General features: G+C 66.9%; 18 protein-coding genes and 2 tRNA genes. 17 read left to right on the top strand and 3 right to left on the bottom strand.

Annotated elements, in window-relative coordinates; genetic code table 11:
* Positions 1 to 6 precede the first annotated feature (6 nt).
* The 10 genes from JOE59_RS14220 to JOE59_RS14175 all read left to right on the top strand — a co-directional run bounded on the left by JOE59_RS14220 (position 7) and on the right by JOE59_RS14175 (position 10299).
* Entirely contained in the window at positions 7 to 828 is an 822-nt protein-coding gene (locus JOE59_RS14220) for an HAD family hydrolase (protein ID WP_204461431.1), read from the top strand.
* 74 nt (positions 829 to 902) lie between these two features.
* The gene (locus JOE59_RS14215; RefSeq protein ID WP_204461429.1) at positions 903 to 2177 is read left to right on the top strand and encodes an LCP family protein; all 1275 of its coding nucleotides are present in this window, start codon (positions 903 to 905) and stop codon (positions 2175 to 2177) included.
* Positions 2178 to 2292: 115 nt separating this feature from the next.
* Positions 2293 to 2377 (top strand) — tRNA-Ser (locus JOE59_RS14210).
* Positions 2378 to 2405: 28 nt separating this feature from the next.
* Positions 2406 to 3701, top strand: coding sequence for an LCP family protein (locus tag JOE59_RS14205; protein ID WP_307837081.1), 1296 nt, complete (start codon positions 2406 to 2408; stop codon positions 3699 to 3701).
* Positions 3702 to 3776: 75 nt separating this feature from the next.
* Positions 3777 to 3865: transfer RNA gene (locus JOE59_RS14200), tRNA-Ser, on the top strand.
* A 278-nt stretch (positions 3866 to 4143) separates the two neighbouring features.
* A complete protein-coding gene (locus JOE59_RS14195) occupies positions 4144 to 5340 on the top strand; it encodes an ROK family transcriptional regulator (RefSeq protein ID WP_204461425.1) in 1197 nt (398 codons plus the stop codon).
* Positions 5341 to 5371: 31 nt separating this feature from the next.
* A complete protein-coding gene (locus JOE59_RS14190; protein ID WP_204461424.1) occupies positions 5372 to 6673 on the top strand; it encodes an ABC transporter substrate-binding protein in 1302 nt (433 codons plus the stop codon).
* 88 nt (positions 6674 to 6761) lie between these two features.
* A complete protein-coding gene (locus JOE59_RS14185) occupies positions 6762 to 7727 on the top strand; it encodes a carbohydrate ABC transporter permease (protein WP_204461423.1) in 966 nt (321 codons plus the stop codon).
* Entirely contained in the window at positions 7727 to 8563 is an 837-nt protein-coding gene (locus tag JOE59_RS14180; protein WP_204461422.1) for a carbohydrate ABC transporter permease, read from the top strand. Before JOE59_RS14185 ends, JOE59_RS14180 begins: the two co-directional genes overlap by 1 nt.
* A gap of 23 nt (positions 8564 to 8586) precedes the next feature.
* On the top strand, positions 8587 to 10299 hold the full coding sequence (locus JOE59_RS14175; protein WP_204461421.1) for a beta-galactosidase: 1713 nt from the start codon (positions 8587 to 8589) through the stop codon (positions 10297 to 10299).
* Positions 10300 to 10333: 34 nt separating this feature from the next.
* Here JOE59_RS14175 and JOE59_RS14170 read toward each other — a convergent pair whose 3' ends face one another.
* On the bottom strand, positions 10334 to 11104 hold the full coding sequence (locus JOE59_RS14170; protein WP_275581169.1) for a FadR/GntR family transcriptional regulator: 771 nt from the start codon (positions 11102 to 11104) through the stop codon (positions 10334 to 10336).
* Positions 11105 to 11226: 122 nt separating this feature from the next.
* Here JOE59_RS14170 and JOE59_RS14165 point away from each other — a divergent pair, with 122 nt between their 5' ends.
* Positions 11227 to 12342, top strand: a complete 1116-nt coding sequence (locus JOE59_RS14165; protein ID WP_204461419.1) for an enolase C-terminal domain-like protein — start codon at positions 11227 to 11229, stop codon at positions 12340 to 12342.
* 23 nt (positions 12343 to 12365) lie between these two features.
* Here JOE59_RS14165 and JOE59_RS14160 read toward each other — a convergent pair whose 3' ends face one another.
* Positions 12366 to 13139, bottom strand: coding sequence for a FadR/GntR family transcriptional regulator (locus JOE59_RS14160; RefSeq protein WP_204461417.1), 774 nt, complete (start codon positions 13137 to 13139; stop codon positions 12366 to 12368).
* A gap of 157 nt (positions 13140 to 13296) precedes the next feature.
* Positions 13297 to 17964 (bottom strand): DUF7402 domain-containing protein, encoded by a 4668-nt coding sequence (locus JOE59_RS14155; RefSeq protein ID WP_204461415.1) that lies wholly within the window; start codon positions 17962 to 17964, stop codon positions 13297 to 13299.
* A 560-nt stretch (positions 17965 to 18524) separates the two neighbouring features.
* Between JOE59_RS14155 and JOE59_RS14150 the strand changes: the two genes are divergently transcribed.
* The 6 genes from JOE59_RS14150 (at position 18525) to JOE59_RS14125 (ending at position 25181) form a co-directional block, all read left to right on the top strand.
* A complete protein-coding gene (locus tag JOE59_RS14150) occupies positions 18525 to 19544 on the top strand; it encodes a LacI family DNA-binding transcriptional regulator (RefSeq protein ID WP_204461412.1) in 1020 nt (339 codons plus the stop codon).
* Between the two features lie 243 nt (positions 19545 to 19787).
* Positions 19788 to 20999, top strand: coding sequence for an ABC transporter substrate-binding protein (locus tag JOE59_RS14145; RefSeq protein ID WP_239560266.1), 1212 nt, complete (start codon positions 19788 to 19790; stop codon positions 20997 to 20999).
* 5 nt (positions 21000 to 21004) lie between these two features.
* Positions 21005 to 21934 carry a carbohydrate ABC transporter permease gene (locus JOE59_RS14140; RefSeq protein ID WP_204461408.1) on the top strand — a complete coding sequence of 310 codons (930 nt, stop codon included), beginning with the start codon at positions 21005 to 21007 and terminating at the stop codon, positions 21932 to 21934.
* Positions 21927 to 22838, top strand: coding sequence for a carbohydrate ABC transporter permease (locus JOE59_RS14135; RefSeq protein WP_239560264.1), 912 nt, complete (start codon positions 21927 to 21929; stop codon positions 22836 to 22838). The genes JOE59_RS14140 and JOE59_RS14135 overlap by 8 nt, the downstream gene beginning before the upstream one ends.
* Before the next feature lie 7 nt (positions 22839 to 22845).
* Entirely contained in the window at positions 22846 to 24060 is a 1215-nt protein-coding gene (locus JOE59_RS14130; protein WP_204461406.1) for a Gfo/Idh/MocA family protein, read from the top strand.
* Between the two features lie 302 nt (positions 24061 to 24362).
* Positions 24363 to 25181 carry a DMT family transporter gene (locus JOE59_RS14125; RefSeq protein ID WP_204461404.1) on the top strand — a complete coding sequence of 273 codons (819 nt, stop codon included), beginning with the start codon at positions 24363 to 24365 and terminating at the stop codon, positions 25179 to 25181.
* Positions 25182 to 25232: the final 51 nt, after the last annotated feature.

The following is a 25232-nucleotide window of genomic DNA, read 5'->3' as shown; positions in this document are numbered from 1 at the left end:
GAGCGGATGCCGCGCCCCGACGTCGCCGTCGACGAGCAGTGGTTCGTCGCGCTCGACGTCGACGGCACGATCATGCACGAAGACGGGTCGATCGACCCGGTCGTCGTCGACGCGGTGGCAGCCGCCCGCGACCGCGGCCACGTCGTCACGCTCGCGACCGGTCGCTCTTGGGCGACGACCGCTCCGGTACTCGGCCAGCTCGGGCTCACGCCCGAGTACGTCGTGTGCGCGAACGGCGCCATCACGATGCAGCGCGACGACGCGGCGCCCGACGGGTACATCCGACGCCACGTCGAGACGTTCGATCCGACGCAGGTGCTCGAGCGCATCCGCGGGTTCCTGCCGGCCGGCAAGTTCATGGTCGAGCTGCCCGACGGCTACCGCCTCTACACCGAGGGCATGACCGAGTGGAACCTCGAGAACGCCCGCGAGGTGCGTTTCGACGAGCTGCTCGACCACCGTGCCACGCGCGTCGTCGTCACGAGCCTCGAGCACGGCCTCGACGAGTTCTTCGGCATCGTCGACCAGATGGGCCTGCATCACGTGAGCTATGCCATCGGCTGGACGGCCTGGCTCGACATCGCTCCCGACGGGGTCAACAAGGCGACCGCACTCGAACGGGTGCGCGGCTGGCTCGACCTGCCGATCGACCGCGTGCTCGCCGCCGGCGACGGGCGCAACGACCTCGAGATGTTCGCGTGGGCGGGCGCAGCCGGCCGCGCCGTCGCGATGGGCCAGGCGCCCGACGAGGTGCGCGAGGCAGCCAACGAGGTGGGCGGTTCGGTCGACGACGCCGGGCTTGCGGCGGTGCTCGACTCGCTGCCGTGACGCGCCGCGCTTCGCGCCGGTGTCGGGAGGCTCCGAGCCGACCAGCATAGAATCGGCCGAGTCGGAGGGGTGCGATGAGCGAGACGGGCGACCAGCAGGCCGCTGCCGAGCAGACGGCTGCTGCCGAGCAGACGGCGGTGCCCCGCCACGGGCGTCTTCCCAGGCGCAGTGCTGCTTCGACGTACCTGAAGCTCGCGGCATCCGTCGTCGCGGTGCTCGCCGTGAGCGCGGCATCCGTCGCGGCGTATGCGGCGATCGACCTGGTCGGCTCGGTCAAGCCCGGCGTCTCGCTCGCGAACGCTGACCTGCTCGACGGCGTGCCCGACATCGGCGCGATGGACGGCGGGCTCAACTTCCTGCTCGTCGGCAGCGACAAGCGACCGCTCGACGGATCGTTCGGCGACCCGGAAGTGGATTCGGGCGACCTCAACGACGTCAACATGCTGCTGCACATCTCGCAGGACCACTCGCACGTCGAGGTCGTGAGCCTTCCGCGCGACATGATCGTGCCGGTGCCCGAGTGCCCTGACCCGGTCGACCCGGCGTCGGGTCCGCTCTCGGCGATGTCGGGGGTGCCGCTCAACAGCGTGCTCGAGCACGGCGGGCTCGGGTGCGTGGCGCTCACGGTCGAGCAGCTGACGGGCACGAAGATCCCGGTCGCCGGCGTCGTCGAGTTCAAGGGCGTCGCCGCGCTGTCCGAAGCCGTCGGCGGCGTCGAGGTGTGCCTCATCGACCCGATCGACGACGTCGACTCGGGCCTGCATCTGCCGGCCGGAACGCAGACGATCTCGGGATACGACGCACTCGCGTTCCTGCGCACCCGGCACGCCGTCGGCGACGGCAGCGACCTCGGGCGCATCGCGAGCCAGCAGGCGTTCCTCGCGTCGCTCGCGCGCACGCTGCAGTCGAGCGGCACGCTCAACGACCCCGTGAAGCTGTACTCGATCGCGAAGGCCGTGCTCTCGAACATGGAGCTCTCGAAGGAGCTGCAGAACCCGGCGACCCTCATCTCGATCGCGAAGGCGCTGCAGGACACCGACCTCTCGAAGATCGCGTTCATCCAGTACCCGACCGCAGAGGCGGGCGACGGCCAGCACGTGGTGCCGACCGAGTCCGCCGAGGCGATCAACCTCGCGCTGCAGGAGGACCGGCCCGTCGCGCTCGATCCGACCGCGAACGACAACGTGGAGTTCGGCACCGTGGCCGACCCGACCGCGCCGGCGCCCGAACCGGACCCTGCCGCCGCGACCGACGCCCCGGCGACGTCGCCGCCCGCCGAGACGCTGCCCGGCGACATCACCGGACTCACCGGCGACGAAGTGCGCTGCACGACCGCGAACGAGGGCTGATCAGCGACGCCTCGAGTCGCCTCAGGGTGCTCTCAGGAGGGATTGAGAGGCTGATCGAAACGCGCAACGGCTAGAATGGCGCCTGCCTGCACGATCCATGTGATCGCACGGGCATGGAGGGCTGTCCGAGCGGCCGATGGAGCTGGTCTTGAAAACCAGTGGGCAGCAATGCCTCGTGGGTTCGAATCCCACGCCCTCCGCGCGAATCGACGACACGAGAGGACACCGGTGGCAGAAGAGCTTCGATCCAGCGCACGACGCGCAGCATCGTCGACGCCGGTCGTGCGCCACGGTCGCCTGAAGCGACGCAGCATCTGGCGCACGCTCGCGAAGGTGACGGCGACCTTCGTCGCGGTCGCCCTGGTCTCCGGCGTGTCCGTCGCGGCCTATGCGGCGTGGGACCTCGCCAACACCGCCAAGCCCAGCGTCACGCTCGGCAATGAAGACATGCTCGAGGGCGTCCCCGATGTCGGGGCCATCGACGGCGGCGTGAACCTGCTGCTCATCGGCAGCGACAGCCGCGAGGGCCAGGGCGACGGGTTCGGCGATCCCGACGAGGAGACGGCTGTGCTCAACGACGTCACCATGCTCCTGCACATCTCCGAAGACCACACGAACGCCTCGGTCATCAGCTTCCCCCGCGACATGCTGGTCGATGTGCCCGCGTGCGTCGATCCCGCAGACCCCGCGGGCGATCCGCTGTACGAGCAGTACGGCGTGAAGATGAACTCGGTGCTCTCGCTCGGCGGCATGCCGTGCGTCGTCAAGACGGTAGAGCAGCTCGTCGGCGTGCCGATCCTGTTCGCCGGCACCGTGCAGTTCCTGGGGGTCGCCGGGCTCTCCGAGGCGGTGGGCGGCGTTCCCGTCTGCATCGCCGAGCCGATCGAAGACGAGCACACCGATCTCTACCTCCCCGCCGGCATGCAGGAGCTCTCTGGCATGCAGGCCCTGCAGTTCCTTCGCACCCGCCATGGCGTCGGCGACGGCAGCGACCTCGGCCGCATCTCGAACCAGCAGGTCTTCATGTCAGCGCTCGCGCGAACGCTGCAGTCGAACGGCACGCTGAGCGACCCGGTCAAGCTCTACGGCATCGCGAAGGCCGCGCTCGCGAACATGGAGCTCTCCGACAGCCTCATGGACCCGACGACCATGATCTCGATCGCGAGCGCCCTGAAAGACACCGATCTGAGCAAGATCGCGTTCGTGCAGTACCCGACGGGCTACTCCGACGGTGATCTCATTCCGTCCGATTCGGCGGAGATCGTCAACACGGCCCTTCAGAACGACCTGCCGGTCGCCTTCGATCCCGAGGCCGATGAAGCGGCGTTCGCGTCGGCCGGCGATCCCACGGCCGTCGATGCGGCACCCGAGGCCGAGGCCCCGGTCGAGGAGGAGGCGCCTGCCGAAGGAGCGGACGCCACGACGCCGCCGGCGCCGACGGCCGAGGCGCTGCCGAGCGATGTCACCGGTCAGACCGCGGCAGAGACCCGCTGTTCCGCGGGTCGCACACTCGAAGACCAGTAGCACTGCCCCTCGAATCGTCATCCGCGGGGTCCTCGGGTTATGATGACTTTCGCGCATGCACGCAAGGGCGCGCGAGGAGACGTCGCATAGTCCGGCCGAGTGCACCACCCTGCTAAGGTGGAGTCCCCGTAAGGGGACCAGGGGTTCAAATCCCCTCGTCTCCGCTCTCGAAGGCCCCCGCACATCTGCGGGGGCCTTCGCCGTGCCACGGGCACATGCTCCGCGAACCCGAGAAAGGCCCCCGCGATCCGCGGGGGCCTTTCTCGTCGTCTGGAGTCTCCCTGTCGACCTTCGGAACCGCGCGGTTCCACCAGATGCAAGGTTCTTGCACCCAATTCGACGATTGCCCTTGATTCATATCCATGTCGGCCCTACGGTGAGATAAATCAGATGCAATGTACTTGCATAAGTCCCGTCGATCTGAGGATGAGGCATCGAGAACGTGGTCAAGAGCAACCGTCACGGAGCGCGCGTCGGCGCGATCCGTCAAGAGAACGAGACCCAATGCGCGCTGTGGCTGCGTGACCACGGTCGTTCCTCAGTCGGCACTCTCAGTCGCAGCGTCGGCGTGTCGCGCCCGACGGTGGAGGTCGCGTTGGCGCGGCTCGTCGAGCGCGGCCTCGTCAAGGAGATCGAAGGCGGATCGGACACGGCGACTGGTCGCCCCGCGCGGGTGTTCGAGTTCGTCGAACGGGCGGGTTTCGTGGCGGGCATCGACATCGCTCGGGCCGGCATCACGGTGGTCATCGCGGACATCAGCGGACGGGTGCTCGCCCAGCGGCGGTCCGGAGCGCCTCTCCCGAAGGACTCGCTCGCCCGGCTCAGGCTCGTCACGCACGAGACCACCGCGGCCCTCGCCGAGGCAGGCGGAACCGTGTCCCGTCTGGTGGCGGCGCACGTCGCGTTGACCGGTTGGGTGGGTGCCGACGGCCGCCTGCGCGCATCCGGCGCCTACCCCGACTGGGAGGGCGTCGACCTCACCGAGCACCTGTCCCGCATGCTCGGCTGCGAAGTTCGCGTCGACAACGACGTCAACCTGGCGGCTTTGGCGGAGCATCGCATCGGCGCGGCGCGACTCATTCCGGACATGCTCTACATCCGCATCGGCAGTGGCATCTCCGCGGCCCTCGTTCTCGATGGAAAGCTGCGCCTCGGCAGCCACGACTCAGCCGGCGCACTTGCCGGCGCGAGCCTGCCGCTGCCCATCGATCCGCAGGGCGATCTGGGCTGGGCCGACGAACCTTCGTTGCGCGCGGTCCTGGAACGTGCGGATGCGAGCGAGCCGGAGGCCGCCGCGAAGCGAGACGACTTCGTCGACGGTCTCGCCGAGCTGGTCGGGATGATCGGCCAGGTCGTCGATCCCGATTGCATCGTCGTGGGCTGCGATGCGGCGGAGCACGGCGACACGATCGTGTCGCTGCTGCGTCAGCGCCTCATCGACAAGGGATGGCTCCTCTACGAGCCGGCCATCATCGCGTCCCACCTCGGTGACGACGCCGCGGTGCTCGGAGCGCTCACCCGCGCCTTCGACAGCAGCGCGAAGCACCTGTACGGCCTCGATGAGGTCGGACTTCCGGAGATCCGATTCTCCGATGTCATTGCGACGTCGAAGACGCCGATCGCCGCGAACACCCCGTAAGACAACGACGAACCGACTGAAGGAGAAGAACATGAGCAAGGCCCGTCCAAAGGCGCGCGGGATCGTTTCCGCCGCCGTCTCAGCCGCGATGCTGGGTTCGATGCTCGCCGGGTGCGCCGCCACCGCCCCGGAAGCCGAGAACAGCGAGCTGGTGTTCTGGGGGTGGAACCCCGCGTACGAGAAGGTCGTCGATCTGTGGAACTCCTCGCATGATCAGCAGGTGAAGTTCGAGACGACCGCCTCCGGCGGCGACGGCGGATACACGAAGATGCAGGCAGCGGTGAAGGCCGGCAACGCACCGTGCCTGGCGCAGGTCGGGAACGAGTCCGTGCCCACACTCACCGTCGACGGCTCGCTCGTCGACATCTCCGAGGAGATCGACCAGTACCGCGACGGGTTCCCGGACAGTGCATGGGCGGCGATGGGCGTCGGCGAGGGAATCTACGGCGTGCCGGTCGACATCGCCCCGCTCGCCCTGTTCTACCGCGCAGACGTGTACGAGAAGTTCGGTGTCACCCCGGCGACGACCTGGGAGCAGTTCGCGGCCGACTCTGCGACGGTCCACGCCGCAGATCCGAACGTCTACCTCTCGTCCTTCGCGCCGGCGATCACCTATCAGATCGCCGGGTTCGTGCAGCAGGCCGGAGGCACCTGGTACTCGAGTGAGAACGACCAGTGGAAGGTGTCGATGAACGGCGCCGAGACGAAGGACGTCGCCGCCTACTGGCAGAAGATGATGGACGAGGACCTCACGAAGGTCACCGATCCCGAGACCCCGGAGTGGTTCGCCGCCGTTCAGGATGGCACCATCGCCAGCTACGTCGCCCCGGTCTGGTGGGCGACCGTGCTGGAGGGCGCCGCGGCGGGGTCCTCGGGCAAGTGGCGGGTCGCGCCGATGCCCAACATCGACGACGACACCGTGAGCACGGGAACCGCCGGCGGATCCGCCACCTCGGTGCTCACCGGCTGCGACGACGTCCAGGGCGCGGTCGACTTCGCGAACTGGATGAGCACGGATGACGGTGCACTCGAGATCCTCATCGAGGACGCGGCATCCTTCCCGGCCGCGACCAACGGAACCGGCCTCGGCTCGCTCAGTGAACCGCTCGAGTTCTACGGCGGGCAGAAGGTGTACGAGGTGTTCGCCGCCGCCGCACCCACGATCAACCCGAACTGGCAGTTCGGACCGGCGAACGCCGAGACGGGCAGTGCGTACGCCGACGCCATGAAGCCGGTGCTCGACGGCACCCGGACGATGGTGGAGGGCCTCGACGTCGCCCAGGCCTCACTGGTCGACGCACTCACCACCAAGGGGCTCAGCGTCACCGAGTGACGATGTTCCATGACCGGAGGGTTCCCCGGCGCCCGCACGCCGGGGAACCCTCCGCCTGGATCCGAACGCCACTGAACAAGGACCGATCATGACCACCACCACTGCCGTCCGAACGATCGCCAGCAGACCGCCGCGGTTCCGCGCGGTCGGTCGCACCACCATCCGTCGCTCCCAGCGCAGGGCCATCTGGCTCCTCCTGCTGCCGTTCCTCGTGCTCTTCGTGTTCTCGTTCGTGGTGCCGCTCGTGTACGCCGTCGTCGAGAGCTTCTTCACCGAGAAGCGATCGGGGCTGGGCATCGGCGGCGAGCGGGCGTTCGCGGGGTTCGTGAACTATGTGAACGCGATCCAGAAGACGGATCTGCTCGAGGGGGTCGGGCGGGTGCTCGTGTTCGGCATCGTCCAGGTGCCGCTCATGCTCATCGTCGCCCTCGCCCTCGCCCTCGCGGTGGATGCGCTCAAGGGCAATTACCCGAAGTTCGTCCGGCTCTCGGCATTCCTGCCGTACGCGGTACCGGGGGTGATCGCGGCGATCCTGTGGGCCTTCCTCTACCTCCCCGGGACGAGTCCGTTCGTCGCCGCCCTCGCGAACGTCGGCATCGACGTCGACTTCCTCTCGAGTGACGTCGTGCTCTGGTCGATCGCGAACATCGTCACCTGGACCTGGACGGGCTACAACATGCTCGTGATCTACTCGGCGCTGACCGGCATCCCGCAGGAGCTCTACGAAGCGGCTGCCATCGACGGCGCCGGGGCGTGGCGGATCGCGTGGAGCATCAAGATCCCGCTGGTCGCGCCGGCGCTCGTGCTCACCACCTTCTTCTCCATCGTCGGAACGGTCCAGCTCTACGCCGAGCCGACCGTGCTGAAGTCCTACTCCAGCGCGATCACCTCGGGGTACACGCCGAACATGGCGGTGCAGGACGTCGCCTTCGGGCTCAACAACTACGGGGTCGCCGCGGCCATGGCCGTGCTCCTGGCCCTCGGGACCTTCGTCCTGTCGTTCGGATTCCTGCGCCTGGCGAACGTCATCACCGCACGGCGGGCGGCCGTCTGATGCCCAGGTTCACCAGCCGCCTCTTCATTCGCGGTGTGCTCTTCCTCGGAGTCGTGTACTTCCTGATCCCCATCTGGTGGCTCCTCACCGCATCCACCAAATCGAGCTCGGAGCTGTTCTCCAGCCCTCCGCTCTGGTTCGGCGAGGACTTCGCCCTGCTCGACAACATCGTCGCCGTCCTCACCCGCCAGGACGGGCTCTTCGTGCGATGGATGCTGAACTCGCTGATCTACGCCGGCGGCGGTGCGATCGGTGCCACACTCCTCAGCGCCGCTGCCGGATACGTGTTCGCGAAGTACAGCTTCCCCGGCAAGGGCGCCCTCTTCGGCGCGATCCTCGCCTCGATCCTCCTGCCGGCATCGCTGCTCGTCATGCCGCTCTACCTGCTGTTCTCGTCCCTCGGGATGATCAACACCATGTGGGCGGTGATCATCCCGAGCCTCGTCAGCCCGTTCGGCGTGTTCCTCGCGCGAATCACCGCGCAGGAGAGCGTTCCGGACGACTTGCTCGATGCGGCTCGCATCGACGGCGCCGGTGAGATCCGGATCTTCTCCACGATCGCGCTGCCGATCATGGGCCCGGCTCTCCTGACCGTCTTCCTCTTCTCGTTCGTCGGCATCTGGAACAACTTCTTCCTCCCGATGGTCACGCTGAACGACGCGGAGCTCTGGCCGGCCATGCTCGGCCTCTACTTCTGGGGCAGCCAACCCAGTGAGCTCAACTATCACTTCGTGATCACCGGCTCGCTGCTGTCGATCATCCCGCTCGCCATCGCCTTCATCAGCCTGCAGAAGTACTGGCGCGTCGGCCTCACCGCCGGCGCCGTCAAGATCTGATCGACTCACGACGAATGGACACCATGGACCCTTCTTCTCGCGCGCCTCGCGTCCTCGCCGGCGCGATCCACTACTTCCGCTCGCTGCCGGAGCAGTGGCCCGACCTGATGCGATCGATGCGGGCGATGGGCCTCGACACGGTCGAGACCTACCTCGCCTGGAACGTCCATGAACCTCGTGAAGGGCAGTGGCAGCGGCTCGACGAGATCACCCGGTTCCTCGATTGCGCGCATGCCGAAGGGCTCCGCACGATCGTGCGGCCGGGCCCGTACATCTGCGCGGAATGGGACAACGGCGGCCTTCCCTCCTGGTTGACCGGACGAGTGGGCAAGCACGTGCGCACGAGTCATCCGGAATTCATGGACGCCGTCGGGCGATACCTCGATGCGGTCGTGCCGACCTTCGTCGATCACCCCAGCCTGCTCATGGTCCAGGTCGAGAACGAGTACGGGTCGTTCGGCACGGACGCTGCGTATCTGGCGGCGCTCGCGAGAGGCCTGGAGGACCGCGGCGTCACGGTCCCGCTGTTCACGAGCGACGGCTGGACGGATGTCTGCCTCTCGGGCGGCACGGTTCCCGGTCTTCGGGCGACGGTGAACTTCGGATCGGAGGCGCCCGCCGCGTTCGCCGCACTGGCGCGCCACCGCCCGGACGACCTGCCGTTCTGCATGGAGTTCTGGAACGGATGGTTCGACCATTGGGGTCAGCCTCGGGTGACGAGGCCGGCTGAGGACGCCGCAAGCGCCCTCGCAGAGATCATCGATGCGGGCGGATCCGTGAACATCTACATGGCGCACGGGGGCACCAACTTCGGGACGGGGGCCGGTGCCAACCACGTCGGCGGCGGCGGCGTGAACGAGTATCGCCCGACCGTCACGAGCTACGACTACGACGCGCCACTCGACGAGCGAGGCGCACCCACGCCCAAGTTCCGGGCCCTCCGTGAGGTGCTCACCGGCGCGGCGGATGACACGGATGCCGTCGAACTCCCGCTCCTGCATCCGCTCATGAACGATGCGATCGTCGGAGTGACCCACGTTGCCGACGTCGAATTCGAGGAACACGGCCGGTACGCCGTCGCACCCACCTTCGAAGAGCTCGGCTTCGATCACGGGCTCGTCAGGTACGAGGTCGCGATACCCGGACCGCGCGCGCCGCTCCCGTTGGAGCTCATCGAGCTGCGCGATCGGGCTCAGGTCCGCGTCGACGATGCCCTCGTCGCTGTCGTCGAACGCGACGGAGACATTTCCGTCCTGCCTCCGGTCGGGGGGCCGGCCCGGGTGTCGGTCATGGTCGAATCGATGGGCCGGGTGAACTACGGACCCCGGCTCGGCGAGACCAAGGGACTTCGCGGGCTGCGTCAGGACAATCAGTGGCTCAACGGCTACTCCGTGTCGTCGCATGCGTTGCCGGAGCTGCGCGAGCTCCCCTGGACGGAGATCTCGGCTGACGCCATCGCCGGGGCCGAGGTTTCGCCGATCGGCCCGCGGTACTACCGTGCCGACGTCGAGCTGCCGGAGCAGGCGGATGGCTACCTCGAGATCCCAGGCGGATCCAAGGGATATGTCTGGTTCAACGAGCTGTGCCTCGGGCGGTACTGGAACCGCGGGCCGCAGCAGCGCCTCTACGTGCCATGGCCGGCGACGCGACCCGGCCGGAACGTCGTGACCGTGCTCGAGCTCGATGCGCTCACCGACCTCTGCGTCGTGCTCCGCGGGGCACCTGACCTCGGCTGACCTGCTGCTTCGAACCGTGCGCGAGCGGCGCCGGTCAGCGATCCGGGTTCGCGGAATCCCCCCACGTCCACATCTGCGAGATGTGTTCGCTCAAGGTGCTCAGCGCGTCGTCGGTCCGGCCGTCGCGGAGCGCACGGAAGATGGCCCAGTGCTGCCGATTCGCAGCGTCGTACGACTCGCGCGGAGCGGCGACGACTCGACTCGGCGGTGGCATCTCATCGACCAGCAGATGCACGATGCCCTCGGTGAGCTGGTTCCCGGCGCGGCTCTGGTACACCCGGTGGAAGGCCAGATCGGCCTCCTGCAGGCGGTCGAAGGAGGACTCGGCGTCCATGGTGTGCAGGTGCCGTTCCATCACCCCGAAGTCGTCGTCGGTCAGATTCGGGGCGGCTTCGGCGAGGAGGGAGAGGTCGAGATCGAGGCGGAGCTTCACGGCATCGCTCCGGATGCGTGCTCCCACGTTCAGGGCGAGCGCGGTGCGAAGCACGCTCGGATCGAGGAGGTTCCATGCGGAGGATTCGCGCACGACGGTGCCCTCGCCCTGACGAATGGTGACGAGTCGGGCCGCCTCGAGGAACTTCATGGCCTCACGGGCGACCGGTCGACTGACCTCGAACTCCGCGACCAGCTGCGGTTCCGGCGGGAGCAGCGAGCCGACGGGGTACTCGCCCGAGATGATCCTGCGCAGCAACTCCTCCGAGACGACCGTGCTCAGGCGATTGGGTCGATGCGTTCGACGGCTCTCCGACGCTCCCGACGTGAGCTCTCGCGGTGCCGCTCGCGTGCGAGTCGGTGAAGTCTCCATGTCGTCCTCCCGTCGAAGCTCCTCTTGGTCTGAATCGTAGCTTGTTCGTCAAACGTCAAACGTGTAACGTTTGCACAACCGGTCGCGCTGGCGTCAGGTTCCGTCGTTCGAGGAAGCGCTCAATGAAGATCACCCACGTGGAAGTGTGGACCGTGCCGGTCGCGGCCCCATCGCCGTCGTTCAAATGGCGTGCAGGGCTGCCCGGCAGCGGCGCCGCGGGGGAGCGGGGCATCCTTCGCATCGGTACCGACACCGGTGCGACGGGGGTGGCCTTCGCGTCACGCCCCGGCAGCGCCTCCATGTTGCGCGACCTGGTCGATCGCGTCTGGCGCGATGAGTTGGTGGGGCAGGACCCGTTGCAGCGCGAGCATCTCTACCACCGCATCTGGGAGCTGGACCGACTCGAGGAGTTCGCCCTCCCGTACCTCGGCACGGTGGACGTGGCGCTGTGGGACCTCGCTGCGCGTGAGGCCGGGTTGCCCCTCTGGCAGTTCCTGGGGGGTGCGAGGACGCGGATCCCCGCGTACGCCTCGACCACGACGTTCGACACGACGGAGGAGTTCCTCGCCGTTGCGGATCGCGCACTCGAGCAGGGCTACCCGGCGATCAAGCTGCACGCGTGGGGCGATGCGCGTCGAGACGCAGCGTTGTGCCAAGCGCTTCGCGACCACGTCGGCCCCGATGTACCGCTGATGTACGACGGTTCCGCCGGGTTCGATCTCCCCGACGCCATCTTCCTCGGGCACGCGCTCTCGGATGCGGACTACCTCTGGTACGAGGAGCCGATGCGCGAGTTCTCGGTCTCGGCGTATGGGGCGCTCGGCCGCGCGGTCCGCGTGCCGCTGCTCTCAGCCGAGACCTCGGACGGCTCGTACATGAACTCCGCCGATTTCGTCAGTGCCGGCGCGGCCACGTTCGGACTGCGCATCTCGGCAGAACTTCGAGGAGGCATCTCCGGCGCGATGCGCACCGCGCATCTGGCGGATGCCTTCCGGTTGCGTGCCGAACCCCATGGGATGGGTGAGGCAGAGCGTCACCTCTGCATGGCCGTCAGCAACGCGACCTATTACGAATCGCTCGTCACTCACACCGAGTTCGTGCGCACCGACGGCATCGACGCCGATGGCTACCTGCGTGCGCCGGTCGGCCCGGGCGTCTCCCTGCCGAGGGGGCTCGAGTACCCGTCGGCCCTGACCGGCTATGTGAACGCCGATCCGCTCTCCCTCGTCGAGAGCTGAGTTCGGTCCGAGGTATCGGAGGTTCAGTGCTCGGCAGGCTCCGACGCCGAGCTGAACACCCGGCCGAGGATGGCACCCTTGAACTGCTGCGCCGTGATGTCGATGTGCGCGGCCATGAGACGGACGGCGAGGGCCGTGTCTCCGGCGGCGATCGCAGCGGCGATCGCGACGTGCTGCTGCGCGGCGGCCGTGATCGATCCGCCCGCGGTGCTGGCCAACCCGATCACGCTGATCTGCAGCTGCAACCGCTGCACGGCATCGAGGCAGCCCACCATGAACATGTTCGCCGAGGCCTCGCCGATGGCGCGGTGGAAGATCGAGTCGGCCTCGTTGAATGCCGCGAGATCGCCCTCGGCCAGTTCCAGCGTGCGGTCGGCGGCCTCTCGGATCGCACGCACTTGGGCCGGTGTCGCGCGGCGCGAAGCTAGGTCTGTGGTGCTGAGCTCGACGAATCGTCGGAACTCGAAGATCTCGTCGACCTGATCGGGGTCGGTGGGCAGGAACTCGGAGAGCGATGGGGCCCACGGAACCTCCTGGGGCCTCGCGACGTAGATGCCGCGTCCGCGCTGGACCGACAGGCGACCCAGAGCCGAGAGGATCTTCACCGCCTCGCGGACGATCGTCCGCGACATGCCGATGATCTCGGCGAGCGCCGTCTCGGTGGGCAGACGCGCGCCGGGCCGAAGCTCCTGACCCACGATGTACTCGAGGATGCGCTCGGCGGCGATCTCGTAGCCGGGACGATAGCCGGACGCCGGTTGCGGCGCGCTTGGCTCCGACTCCGCCAAGCCTGCCACGCGCTCTCCTTCGTCGGGAATCTTGACGATGAGCCTACAACAGGTGTCTGCCGCATCCTCGGCTCACGGTGCGGGCCGCCGGAGAAGCGACACCCGGCGCTGCTCTCGCGAGCAACGCCGGGTGTCTGAGCTCACGCGGTCCCGGAGTGCGGGAGCTCTACTGGCGTCGCACGGTGACCACGCCGTCGGCCTTGACCGACGTGCCCTCGATGGTGCCCGTGACGATGAACCAGCCTTCCTCCGAGACGTCCTCTGCCGTCACCGGTTCCCACGTGACCGGCACAGCCGAGGTGGTGCCGTCGCTGTACACCGCGTCGACCTGTGCGGGAAGGGTGGGGATCTGCCCGACGACCGTGTCCGCCACGGCTCTGACGACATCGACGACGGCGCGATCGGCCTGCGGTGCGAACACCTGGAACTCGGCCAAACCGGTCTCTCCACCGACCGCCACATTGTCATAGGTGTTGTTCGGGTCGATCGTGAACTTGACCCATGAGGTGGTGATCGGCGCATCGAACGTCACGATGTTGTCGGGCTGCCCGACCCGCTTGAGATCCGTGACGAGCTTGCTGCCGCCCTCCCACTCCAGCAGTCCTTCGCGGACCTGGTCGACCTCGGCGCCCCGCTCGACCAGGTTGATCCGGTCGATCTGCACCGGGTCGGCGAAGCGCAGCGTGATCGACGGCGTCGCATCGGCCTTCTTCGCCGCCCACGATGTGGACTTGTTGTCGTCGGTCGCCTTCGTGCCCAGATAGCGCGCGTCCTGGTCGTTCCCGTTCGGGGCGCCGGTGCGGTCGCGCACCGACGAGACCGTGACGTCCGCGAGGCCGGCGAGGTTGTCACCGGCGGCCCGGACCGTCTCCGAGTTCGAGCGAACGACGACACCGTCGAGGGTGACGACGGCCTCGACCGTCGAGGTGAAGCTGCCGGTGATCGGCTCCTTCAGCACGATCGTGTCGGTCCCCGGCACCTGTTGCAGTCGGTCGTCGCTGAACACGTATTCGATCTCGGCGGAGGAGAGGTTCGCCGCGTCGCCGGTGTTCAGCGTCGCCTCGACCGTGCCCACGATCGGAGCACCGACCCGAATCTGGTCACTGCTCAGCTTCATGGTCGCGGAGCTGACGTAGGTCGCCAGCGAGAGGCGGCCCTGGTCATCCACGTCCATGTACAGGTACTCGCTCGCGCGATACCCGTCTCGCTCAGCGGACACCGTGATCTTCGCCCGCCCTGGGGACACAGCAGTGATCAGACCGCTGGAGTCGACCTTCGCGACGGCCTCGTTCTCGCTGGTGTAGCCGAGTCCGCTCGTCTCCAGCGCCACCTGCTCGTCCAGGAACGACCATCCCTGCGTCTCGACCTGCGCGGTTGCGCCGTCGTCGGCGATGGCCGCGTCGAGCGTGATGCGGCTGAGGGCGGTCAGGTCGCGCAGGGAGTGGACCTGCGTCTCCAGAACGTCGACGGGGCTGCCGTTCTGACCGCCTCCGGGGAACGACACCCGCACGTACCGGGCCTGCACGCTGGCGTGGCTCGGGTCGACGGGGTAGTTGTAGTAGAGGCCATCCTGCTCCCAGCCGTACAGCGTCGTGTCGCTCTTCGGAACCGCCTTCGTGTTCCTCGAGGTCGGCAACCCGCCGCCCGACGTTTCGGTGGTCTCGGTGCCCGTCGTCCAGGTCTCCCCGTCCGTGCTGTACTCGATCTTCACCTGCTTCGGCACGTTGAAGTAGGTGACGTTGTCGGCGTCGGGCATGCGATGGTTGAAGAAGAGATTCACACGGGTGAGCTCCTGCAGCGACTTCAGGTCGTACGTCATGCTGCCGGACTCGCCGGCGGGCACGACCCACTTCGAGGTGTTGCCACCGGATGCTTCGTTGATGATGCCGTCGCTCAGGTTCTCCGCATGCGCTTCGTCGGTGGAGACGGTCGGCACGAGACCCGCGGCAGCGTTGCTGTCGGGCAGGATCGAGACGAAGTTCCGCGTGGAGGTGAAGGTGTTCCCACCCACGGTGACCTCGGCCCAGTAGCTGTACATGGTCGACTTCTTGACACCGCCCGTGACCTGCAGCACGCCGTCTTCGACCGCGAATGGCACCTGGTCGGCCGATACCTCGCTGATGTCGATCTTGCCGGTGGGGATGTCCCGACGGCCGTCGACGGTCGCGTAGTGATACGTCACGTCGGCCGGATTCAGGATGTCGACGGTGCCGCCCTTCTCGGTGAAGCCCTGGAAGGTCACCGGAACCTGCTGACGCGCCTGGAGCTCCTTCCAGAACGGCGCGCCATCGGTGGTCATCGCGACACCGGTCAGCGGGAGGCTCGGCGAGATCACCCCGTCGTGCACGACCACCGGATAGGTGTCGGTCTTCACCTGGGCCGTGTTCACACCGTCCTTGTACGTCGCGGTGACGGTGATCGTGGCGCTGCCGTCCTCCCCGGCCCGGATCTTGCCGCTGGCTCCCTTCGGCGATGCGACGGCAGGGTTGTCGCTCTCGAAGGTGATCTTCGCGGGAGCGAAGACGTTGGTCAGGTCGTTCATGTAGCTCTCGGTCCGCAGTTGCAGGGTGCGCGGATCCTTCTGGCTGCTGAACGTCTTGACGCCTGTCAGCTCGTAGCTGCGCTCCTTGCTCTTCGTGGTGACCTTGATGACGGTGTCGATCGGATCGGCGGTGACCGACGAGGTGTCGATGTCCACGTAGTACTCGTCGCCCACCTGCTTCGACTCGAACGGAAGCGCGGCGTCCTCGTTGAGCCACTCGACCTTGGAGATCGGGTGGGTGAACGGGCCGATGCCGTCCATCCGGTCCTGCCCGGTGAAGCCGGACTTCGCCGTTCCGGCGATCTGGTTGTCGACCATGTGCAGGTAGACGAACTGGTCGCGGGACATCGCGTAGCCCCAGTCGGGACCCTGCCCGAAGGCGATCGCCTTCAACGGGTCGTCGAACCACCCCGGCTTGAGCGTGTAGTCGAGCGTGTACGGCGTGGTGCCGTACATCGATTCACGCAGGTCGGGTCCGCCGGGGTTGTCCATCCAGTCGACGATCGACTTGCGCATGTCGGAGAGCTGCTGCGAGGAGATCGGCACCATCGAGAAGATGTTGGTGTTGTCGAGGTTGCTGCTGAGGTTGTCCATGCCGCGGGTGACGGTGATCGACGAGTCGTAGTTCATGACGTACCCGTGGCCGTACTGGTTGATCAGCTCCTTGGTCGCCTCGGCCCAGTCGTCGCGCTCGTTGCCCTTGGCGTACTGCGTCCAGATGTCGAGCGCCGTGGTGTACGGGTCGTTCCACTCCTCGTGAGCGGTCTTCCTGCCCTGCTTGAGGATGCCGTTCACCCAGCCGCCGCCGTTGTACGGTTCGCTGTTCCAGAACGGGCGCTCGTGCAGGGTGATGTCCTGGTCGCCGGTCTGCGCGTTCGGGTTGGCGTCGATCAGAACCCGATCGTTGTAGTTGCGCGCCGAACTCCAGGCGACATCCGTGTTGGAGTACGACTCCGGGCCGCCGTCGGCGAACACGTACCACGGGTCGTAACGGGCCACGAGGCCCTGGATGTCGCTCTCGAGGATCTCCCGGCCCTCGTACAGGGCCGACAGGTACACGCCGAACTTCAGGCCGTGGCGTTCAGCGGCGTCCTTCGCCTGCTTCACGCGGTCGCGCACCTGCCAGCTGCCGTCGTCGGCCTGCTCCAGCGCGTTGTACTTGAACAGCTTGTTGCCGTTGTCGGGGGTGAGGTTCGCGTTCGGCGACGGCCAGTAGTAGATGGTGTTCTGGATGCTCTCGGTCGAGAGCATCGTCATTCCCATCTCCTTCGCGGTCTGGGCCCACTCGTCGAAGTTGTAGTTCGGGTCGTACAGGTTCGGCATCGTGCCGGTCGTGTGGGTCAGCGCCGACATCTTGCCGTCGATGAACCAGTCGACGGGGTTCTGCTTGACGGAGATGGTGTACTTCTCGGTCGCCGTGCTGCCGTCGGCATCCGTGGCCTCGACGGTGAAGGTGTAGTCCTTCCCGTCCTCTTCGTGCGCTCCGTCGGCGACGGTGCCCTCGATACGACCGTCGGAGGTGAGCTTCAGACCGGGTGGGAGGTCGCCGTCGGTGACCTTCCAGCTGTAGCCCGGCGCTCCGCCGGCGGCCTGGAAGGTGAAGGATGTCGCCTGCGGGGCGATGCTCGAGGTGATCTGTTTGCCGTCGAGCGTGGCCACCATGCCGACGTACGGGTTCTCGTCGTAGGCGTATGGAAGGACGTTGCCCGGGTACTCGTTCGCCGGGACCTCCGCGTTGCGTTCCTCGAACGCAGCCTGGTCGACGTCGAGTCCGCTCGTGACGATCGCCAGCTCATCGCGGGCATCGCCGGCCACCGAGTACGTCAGCTTCGGCACTTCGTTGCCGCTGGTGTCGGAGATCCGCGAGTAGAAACCGAGGAAGTTCTTGTTGCTGCCCGGGTTCTTGTGCTGGATCTCGATGATCAGCTTGTTCCACCCGGCTTGAAGATCGACGGGGTAGCGGGTGCCGGTCTTGCTCACTCGGCCGGCCACGGAGGTCTGGGCGCCGACACTCGTGTCGTTGGCGAAGAGCCGGTACACGCCGGAGCCGCCGACCTGCCACTGCACGCGCTGCGCGGTCGGGCTGTGGACGTAGGTTGCTGCCAGAACCCACTTGTTCGTGGTGGCTTGGCCCTGCTTGACGTCGAAGTAGCCCATCAGGTCGTTGTAGTCGTCGTAGTTCCGGTTGAAGATCCGGTCGTCGAAGTACTGCCACTCCGACTCCTCAGCGCCGCCGGAGGCGTCCAGTTCGGCGCCGAGGCCGGGAACCACCGGCTCCGTCGCGCTCTCCACGACGGGGTCCGTGAATGGACCGGATACCAGCCACTGGTTCAGGTAGGGCGCTGTGCCAGTGGTCTGCATGGCCTGCGCCGGTAGCGCGGGCAGCACACACGCGGCAGTTACGACCGCCGCTGTGGCGATCAGACCTGCCGCTCTGTGTCGGATCGTGCGCAATCTGTTCATCGTTGCGTCCTTCTCTTCGTTGAGGTTGCCGATTCTTCATCGCTGCGGAGCCGTCGACGGCTCTTTCCTGGGCGACCGGAGGCGAGCGGTGGTACATGCAGCCGTCCCGCCGATGGGTGCCTTCTGCCGAGGATCCGCACGGAGATGTATCTGATGCAGACTCAACTCCTTTGGTGATTAGATCAGACTCATGTTCCAAAAGACAAGGCCTGAGTGACGCAGTCTCTGGGCGAACGCCGCATCCACAACGCGGCAATGAGTGCTGATTTGTGTTGATGAATCAGATTCATTTCCGGATGCTTCGAATCTGCAACGTCGGTCGGATGCTCGCCTGCCGTGGCGGTCGCCCACGCTGCTCATGGCAGGGCGACGGCTAGGCTCGGGGAATCATGAGTGCACGAGCCGGCAAGGAGCGCCCGCGGGTGACCCTGCGCGAGGTCGCCGCCCACGCGGGGGTCTCGATCGCGACTGCCTCCTACGTGCTCACGGGTACGCAGAAAGAGGGTGCACGGTACTCGGATGAGACAGCGGAGCGGGTGCGCGCCTCCGCCGCTGGACTCCACTACCTGCCGAACCGGATGGCGCGGTCGGTGCGGACCGGTCGAACCGGCGTCATCCAGCTCGTGCTGCACATGCTCGGTGATCCGTGGACGCTGAGCATTGCGGAGTCCTTCACCGAAGCGACACCTGCGCTCGGGTGGACGACGCTGATCGCCTTGGATTCCGACTTCGCGGCGGCGCTCGCGCGAAGTGAGTTCGATGCCGCATTCGTCGCTGCCGCCGACGCCTCGGAGAGCACTCAGTGGCGTGATGCGCTGGGTCCCCTGGCTCGCAAGGTGTCCGTCTACTCGGCCTACCTCGAACCCGACGGCTTCGATGTCATCCGCTTCGATGAGCGTCGCGCTGCCCGGATGGCCGTCGAGCACCTGCTGGAGCGACGTGAACGGGTGGCCTGCCTCGCGATCGCTCCCGATCGCGACTCGCCTCACGAGAGCGTTCGTCGGCAGACGTACGTCGAGACGCTCCAATCGGCGGGGAGGTCCGTCCCCGACGGCTACATCGCCGAGTACGCGAAGGACCTGCTCGACCCGTATCGCGCGGCACGGCTGCTTCTCGATCGTGACGACCGACCGGATGCGGTGTTCGCGGAAGCCGACTTCGCCGCATTCGCGGCGGCGCATACGGCGCGGGAGCTGGGCCTGCGTGTGCCCGAAGACGTCGCGGTCATCGGCATCGGCGACTCTCGTCAGGCCGCGCAGTCCGACATCAGCTCGGTCGGTGCCGTCGACATGCGTGCGCGGATCATCGAGTTCGTGCTCGCGCGGGCTCTGGATGCCGAAACACCGACGAACCGCATCCTGGAACTCGAGCCGACCCTCTTCGCGCGCGGGTCGACCCGCGCGAACTGACTCGACTCGCGCGGGCGAGCGGGAATCGCGCTTCGCGCGGAACGACCGTTCGAGATCCGATCGTCCGCAATACCCGTCGGTGCTCTTGACCGAGACGTCTGACGTTCGCTACAGTCCTGCATAATCGTTTAAGCACCGAACGATTTCAGTGAACATCGACCGAACATCGCATCGTCGCGGTGGAAAGGAACCGAAATGCAATCACGTGTTCTTCGCTCTGGCGCGGTAGCGCTGGGGGCGGCGATGGCCGCCGCTCTCGCACTCGCCGGATGCTCATCGAGTGGCGGCCAGGACGGCCCGACCACCCTGAACTACACGATCTGGGATCAGAACCAGGAGCCGGCTCTGCGTGAGGTGGCGGACGAGTTCGAGGCCCAGAACCCGAACGTCGACGTCGAGATCACCGTCATCCCGTCGAAGGACTACTGGACGAAGATCCAGACGCAGATGAGCGCCGGCACCGGGCCGGACGTCTTCTGGGTGAACGGACCGAACTTCCAGCTGTACGCCTCGAACGGACAGCTGGCCCCGCTCGACGACACCGGCATCGAGGCCGGTGACTACCCCGATTCCCTGGTCGATCTCTACACCTACGACGGCAGCCTCTACGGTGCGCCCAAGGACTTCGACACCATCGGCGTCTACTACAACAAGGCGCTCTTCGACGAGGCCGGCCTCGAGTACCCTGCTGCGGGGTGGACGTGGGCGGACTTCCAGAACGCAGCCCAGAAGATCAGTGATCCGGCCAAGGGCGTCTACGGCACCGCTGCGGCCCCGTACGGCCAGATGACGTACTACAACACGATTCTCCAGGCCGGCGGCGAGGTCATCTCCGAGGACGGCACGACGTCGGGGTACGACACTCCGGAGGCGGCGGAGGGCGTGCAGTTCTGGGCCGACCTCATCGCGAACGGTTCATCGCCGACGCTCCAGCAGCTCACCGACACGTGGCCCGGCGACACCTTCAGCTCGGGGAAGATGGGCATGTTCCTCGACGGCTCCTGGGCCGCGGGCACCTACAGCGCGGCCGAGGCGATCGCCGATGTGATCGGTGTCGCGCCGCTGCCGATCGGTCCGACCGGGGAGAACACCTCGGTCGTGCACGGCCTCGCGAACGCCGTGTCCGCGAAGTCGGAGAACCTCGACGTGGCCAAGGAGTTCGCCGTGTTCCTCAGCGGAGAGGAGGCCGCCGAGATCCAGGCGAAGACGGCCACCGTGATCCCCGCGTTCAACGGCACGCAGCAGGCATGGGTCGATGCACTGTCGACGATCGACGCGCAGATCTTCCTCGACGCGGTCGAGACCGGGGCGCCCCTGCCCATCTCGAAGAACACCACGGCGTGGGTGCCCGTCGAGGAGGACTACATCAAGCAGATCCTGTCGGGCCAGCTCGACACGGAGACCGGCTTGAAGGAGCTTGCCGCCGAGATGAACGACCTTCTCGCCAAGGAATAAGACGAATGACGCGACAACTGCGCGGCCGCAACGCCGCACCGCGGCGTTCGGCCGCGCAGCTGAGCCGCGGGCGGGCCTGGTGGGCACTGCTGTTCATCGGGCCCGCCGGTCTCGGGCTGGTGGTCTTCTACCTGTGGCCGATCATCAGGGGCATCTACCTGTCGTTCCAGGACGTCGGGCCCTTCGGCGGCGAGACCTTCGTCGGCATCGACAACTTCGTCGAGGTCTTCTCCGAACCCGATCTCGGCCGCGCGCTGTTGAACACCCTGTTGTATGCAGTGATCTGCCTCATCGGAATCCCGGTGGCGATGATCGTCGCGGTGCTGATCAACACGAAGGGGCTGAAGGGGCGGAGCCTGTTCAGGGTCCTGTTCTTCCTCCCCGTCGTCACGATGCCGGTCGCGGTCGCACTGGTGTGGCGGCTCCTGCTGAACGTCGACTACGGGGTGCTGAACCTCAGCCTCCGGGCAATCGGTCTGCCGGGAGTCGCCTGGCTCTCCACACCGGTCGTCAACATGGTCGTGATCGCGATCGTCGGCATCTGGATGGGGCTCGGCACGCAGATCATCATCTTCACGGCCGGGCTGCAGGGCATTCCCGACACCTTGATCGAGGCCGCAGAACTCGACGGCGCCGGTCCGGTGCGGCGATTCGTCTCGGTCATCGTCCCGCTGCTCTCCCCGACGACCTTCCTGCTGAGCGTGCTGAGCGTGATCGCATCGATGCAGGTCTTCGATCTGATCTTCCTGATGATCGACCCCAACAACCCGGCCCAGTCCCAGTCGCAGTCCTTGGTCTCCCTCTTCTACACCCGGGGCTTCCTGCAGCACGATCTCGGTGCCGCCGCCGCGATCGCCTGCGTGCTGCTCGCGATCATCCTGGTGCTGAGCGCCATCCAATTCCGACTGCAGCGAAGGTGGGTGCACTATGAGTGAGCCGACGTCGGTCATGACGCGTGAACGAGCATCGGTCACGGTGCGCGAACCGGCACCGGTCGCGACGCCGCGCCGAACGGGCCGTGCACCGGGCAAACCGCTGTTCTGGGTGTACGTCCTGCTCATCCTCGGATCCGCGGTGATGGTGTTCCCGTTCATCTGGGAGGTTCTGACTTCTCTGAAGACGCTGTCCGGGGCTTCCTCCGTGCCCCCGCAGATCATCCCGGATCCGTTCACGACCCGCGCGTACACCAAGGTCTTCGACACCTTGCCGTTCTGGAACCTGCTCGGCAACTCGATCCTGTTGACCGTGATCCGAACCCTCGGTCAGGTCCTGCTCTGCACGATGGCCGGATACGGGTTCGCCCGCTTCCACTTCCGGGGCAAGAACGTGCTGTTCATCGCGTTCCTCGCGGTGCTGATGGTTCCCGGTCAGCTCTTCCTCCTGCCGCAGTACGAGATCATCCGCGAGATGGGCCTGCTCGGCACCATCCCGGGCATCGCCCTTCCCGGACTGTTCAGCGTCTTCGGCACCTTCCTGCTGCGACAGTTCTTCCAGACACTGCCGATGGAACTCGAGGAGGCCGCGCGCCTCGACGGCGCGAACGAATGGCAGATCTTCTGGCGCGTCATGCTGCCGCTCGCCAAGCCGGGGATCATCGCGCTCACGCTGCTGACCGCGCTGTGGTCGTGGAACGACTTCCTCTGGCCGCTCGTGGTCTCCGGCAACGTCAACTCGATGCCGCTGAGCGTCGGCCTCAGTCTGCTCACGGATCTGCGCCTGCGGGACGACGCGCTCCTCATGGCCGGCGCGCTGCTGAGCTCCCTGCCGATGATCGCCGTCTTCCTCGTCTTGCAGCGACAGTTCATCCAGGGCATCGCCTTCACCGGAACGAAAGGGTAACAACCGAATGGGCAACACACGGATGCCGGTCGGCATCGTCGGCTTCGGAGTGCGCGCGCTCCTCGCAGAGGAGCTCGCGAATCGGGCGGATGTCGAGATCCGGGCGATCTGCGACCCCTCCGAGCGTGCTCGCGCTCGTGCCCACGAGCAGTTCCCCGAGGCGCTGGTCACCGGCGACCTCGACGAACTGCTCGAGGCCGGTGTCGAGGCCGTGTTCGTGCTCTCGCCCGACGACACGCACGCCGACGTCGTCTGCCAGTGCCTCGCGGCGGGCGTCGCCGTGTTCTGCGAGAAGCCCATCGCGATCTCCATCGAGGATGCCGATCGCATGCTGGAACTGGCCCGTGCCACGGGCACGCGGCTCTACCTCGGTCACAACATGCGGCACATGCCCGTCGTTCGGCTGATGCGCGACATCATCCAGTCGGGCCGCATCGGCGAAGTCAAGGCGATCTGGTGCCGGCATTTCGTCGGACACGGCGGGGACTACTACTTCAAGGACTGGCACGCCGAGCGGTCGCACGTGAACTCGCTGCTGCTGCAGAAGGGGGCGCATGACATCGACGTGATCCACTGGCTGGCCGGCGGGTACTCGCAGCGTGTCTCGGGGATGGGTGGCCTCACGGTCTACGGCGATCCGAGCCAGCAGGGCGCTCGCGAAGGCCAGATGATGACCGACTGGATCAGCACGGACAACTGGCCGCCGGCGGACCAGACGGGAATCAATCCGCGGGCGGATGTCGAGGACCTGTCGATGATCACGATGCAGCTCGACAACGGGGTGCTCGCGAGCTACCAGCAGTGCCACTACACGCCCGACTACTGGCGCAACTACACCGTGATCGGCACCGAAGGCCGGCTGGAGAACGTCGGAGACGACTCGGACGGCGTCGTGCACGTGTGGACACGACGGCATCCGGGCTTCGCTCGACCCGACGAGGTGATCGAGATCCCCGAGGCATCCGGGTCCCACGGCGGCGCCGACCCGTTGCTGCTCGACGAGTTCCTGCGATTCGTGCGGGAGGGGGGAGCCACCGAGACCTCGCCGGTCGCCGCCCGTCAGGCCATCGCCGTCGGGGTGCTCGCCGCCGCATCGCTTCGCAGCGACCAGGGCGCCCGCACGATCCCGTCACTCGCGCCGGAGCTGATCCGGTACTTCGACGACGGGCAGCCGGGTTCGCACGGCGTCGTCCCGATCTCCGTCGCTGCGATGGATCACTGAACCGACCCCACCTCCGCACCCGACCTCCGTCGAGATCGTTCTCAGGGCTCCCGCGACCATTCCAGCAGTTCGAACACGATGAGGAGTTCGAAGATGAGACAGCATCCACCGACCGATTCCACAACGTCGAGGACCGGGCGCAGCGGATGCCCCGGCTGGCGTCGCAGGACATCGTGAGGTCGCTCGTCGCGGGCATTGCGGGGCAGTCGATCGCGCTCGTCGTTCTTCTGGCCTCCACCTGGGTGATCGTCGGCATCGCCCTCGTGGGAGCGGAGGCCGGGGTGGTCTCCGCAGGACGCACGGTGTTCGCGGCCTTCGGCCTGTTGCTCCTGCTGCTCATGTCGCGGAACAGGACGTCGGCGCACCCGGACGACCAGGGCGCGGTTGCTCGCCCTGGTCGTTACACCGCGTGGCAGCTCGTCGTTCTCGCTGGGACAGGGGTCGCCGGCTACACGATGTTGTCGACGGTTGCGATCAACCTCGCCGGGCCGACGCTGCCGAGCCTGGTGTTGTCGCTCTCGCCTGCGGTCGTGCTGATTCTCGAGACCAGGCTTGCGCGGGCACGTGCGAGCGTGCCGACCCTGGTCGCCACGGGCGCTGCCATCGCCGGCGCCGCACTCTTCGTCGTTCCGCGACTCGGTGGAACCGCCGGTTCGGACACCGTCCTCGGAGTGCTTGCGGCGATTGCCGCCATGTTCTCGATGGTGATCTACAGCCTCTCCTTCGCGCATGTCAATCGTCACCACGAGGGCCCCCTGACTCCGCGCATCCTCCCGATCTTCGCGCTCGGGAGCATCCCGCTCGTGCTCTGGGCCGGCCTCGAGGTGTCGACCGGCCGGAACGTGGACCTGTCGAGCATCGTGATCCTGGCCTTGCTCGGAATCGTGATCTACGTGCCCGCCTATCTCGTGCAGCACCGGATCCTGCTGAGTGCAGGCCCCGCATACGCCGCAGTGCTGGGACTGGCAGTCCCACCGTTGGTCGGGATCGCCTCCGCCGTGCTCGGCATCGCGGACCCTCCCGGAATCATCCAGACCGTCGGGATCGCGCTCACTTCGACGGCCATGGTCTTCGTCATCCGCCTGAAGTTCGCGGAGCACACCGCCGCACCGGAAGGCTGACCGACCCCGCACCTCGATACCCACCCCTGCAGTACCTCTGCGTTCCCGACA

Origin of the sequence: Agromyces cerinus (assembly GCF_016907835.1) — a bacterium.
GTDB lineage: Bacteria > Actinomycetota > Actinomycetes > Actinomycetales > Microbacteriaceae > Agromyces > Agromyces nitratus.
This window is presented reverse-complemented; position numbering and strand designations above follow the sequence as displayed.